Origin of the sequence: Acerihabitans sp. TG2, from assembly GCF_035013185.1 — a bacterium.
Lineage (GTDB): Bacteria > Pseudomonadota > Gammaproteobacteria > Enterobacterales > Enterobacteriaceae > Acerihabitans.
The window spans coordinates 1-1744 of the sequence record NZ_JAYGJO010000081.1 but is presented as its reverse complement, the minus strand read 5'-3'; the positions used below and the strand labels follow the sequence as shown (position 1 = coordinate 1744).

Sequence of the window (1744 nt, the reverse complement as noted above, 5' to 3'; positions counted from 1 at the left end):
AGTAGAAAGGGCTCAGTATTGATGCAAACAGTAACTGTGATGCCATACTGGCCGGCTCCTCGTAGTTCAATAAACCGTTAGTTGGTAATGTGTTAATCGTGGCATGACAGCCCTTATCTGGAGTTGATAAGTCCGCGCCTAGCTCATTACTACCCTTCAACTTTAGCGGGTGCTGTTTAAGATTTTTGCTGAAAATGAGCAACTAAAATACAAGTGGTTGATCAGGTGGATGCGAATATACAGGCAGAGGTGTACAAAATTAAGTCAGACCGGATATATTGGTTAATCACACCCTCTTCCATGTGGAGCACCAAATGCCGGATTACTTTTTTTTCAAAAAGGGTAAACAAACCGTCGTGCTGGAAAGATCAGAGGCGGGCGTAGCCTCTCAACTGACTGAACAGGGTTATAAAAAACAATTTGAAGAGGTCAGCGCCACTGATGAAAAACAAGCACTTGCCCGTTTTGCTGATATCTGCAGGGAAAAACAAATAGATCACCATAACTTCTTAGCAGGCGCTGGAGCCATGCCCCTGATAGGCGTTCTGACGGCAGTTGCTGTTTTTCTTTTTCGGAAAAAGTAGCCAGCGATGGCCTCGGATTGACGGACAGCACGACACGAATCGTTGAGGCCAAGACGTGTATATCTCTGTGCGCGGTACCGGCGACCTCTTTCAATCCCGGGTTGGTTCTTCCCAACACATTTCGACAAGGCAATACAACCGTATTTTTCATGGATGGATTGAAAATTACGCCTTCACCTGGCCATTCCTCTCGCGTACCAGAACTTTATCATCCAGACTTAAACCAAAGGCATAGTCTGCGCAGGCATTGTGCTTTACACTGCGCGCTGCAAAAACTGAGTAGATAAACGATTAAGTAGGCGGTAATAGCGATGAACGGAACGATCACAACGTGGTTTAAAGATAAAGGTTTTGGATTTATCAAAGATGAAAACGGTGATAACCGTTATTTTCATGTGATGAAGGTCGCCAACCCGGAGCTGATCAAGAAAGATGCAGTGGTGACTTTCGAAGCCACCACGAATAACAAAGGTTTGTCAGCTTATGCGGTGAAAGTCGTACCGGAAAGCAAATATATCTATATCGCAGGCGAGCGTATTAAGCTTACATCGATCAGGTCTTACCTGGTTTACAGCGAAGAAGTGTCTGCCGATACCCGTATTGATAAAGAAAATGCGGTGCTGTCTGTGGGTGTGCTGATGAGTAGTATCAGGCCGAAATCAGCCACTAAACCTGATGAAATGCGCTCGCTGAAAAAATTGGCGATCACCACTTTCCAGGGAACAACGTTAATCTTCTCAGAAGATGAAATAGACGTGGATGCCACGGTGAAACTGCTCAAGGCCGGCCTTGTACATAATTCTGTGTAATTGCCACCCTATTAAATGTGGCTGTGTCATTGGTGCCCCTGGGCCTGAAGTGAAACGTAACACCTACGTAACGCACCTGTATTTTGAGGTTTTTCACCATCATCAGGATAGGGAGCAAACCTTAGAATTGACAACATGAAGCTGAGGTCTGCTGATCATTAATCCGTGGTCCAAGACTACTAGCCTTACGGTAACGTGACTTCCTGAATTTGCCCACCACCCAAAGGGATTACGCAAGTAAGTGCTTACCTAAAAGCTCCCGCTGACCGGCTCCCAGTCTAATTTGAATGACACGGGCAGACCAATAAGCTTACGACTTATCCAATGAACGAATAAGTCCGCTAATGTCCC

Annotated in this window: 2 protein-coding genes and 1 pseudogene; all 3 read left to right on the top strand. The window is 45.6% G+C overall.

Features of this window, described 5'->3' with window-relative positions; all coding sequences use genetic code 11:
* Positions 1–314 precede the first annotated feature (314 nt).
* The 3 genes and pseudogenes from SJI19_RS24575 (at position 315) to SJI19_RS24570 (ending at position 1393) form a co-directional block, all read left to right on the top strand.
* A complete protein-coding gene (locus SJI19_RS24575) occupies positions 315–584 on the top strand; it encodes a hypothetical protein (RefSeq protein ID WP_323480857.1) in 270 nt (89 codons plus the stop codon).
* 79 nt (positions 585–663) lie between these two features.
* Positions 664–747 (top strand): annotated as a pseudogene (locus tag SJI19_RS24935) (integrase); the annotation flags it as partial.
* Between the two features lie 142 nt (positions 748–889).
* Complete coding sequence (locus tag SJI19_RS24570; RefSeq protein WP_323480858.1) at positions 890–1393, top strand: cold shock domain-containing protein; 504 nt, start codon at positions 890–892, stop codon at positions 1391–1393.
* The last annotated feature ends 351 nt before the right edge of the window (positions 1394–1744 follow it).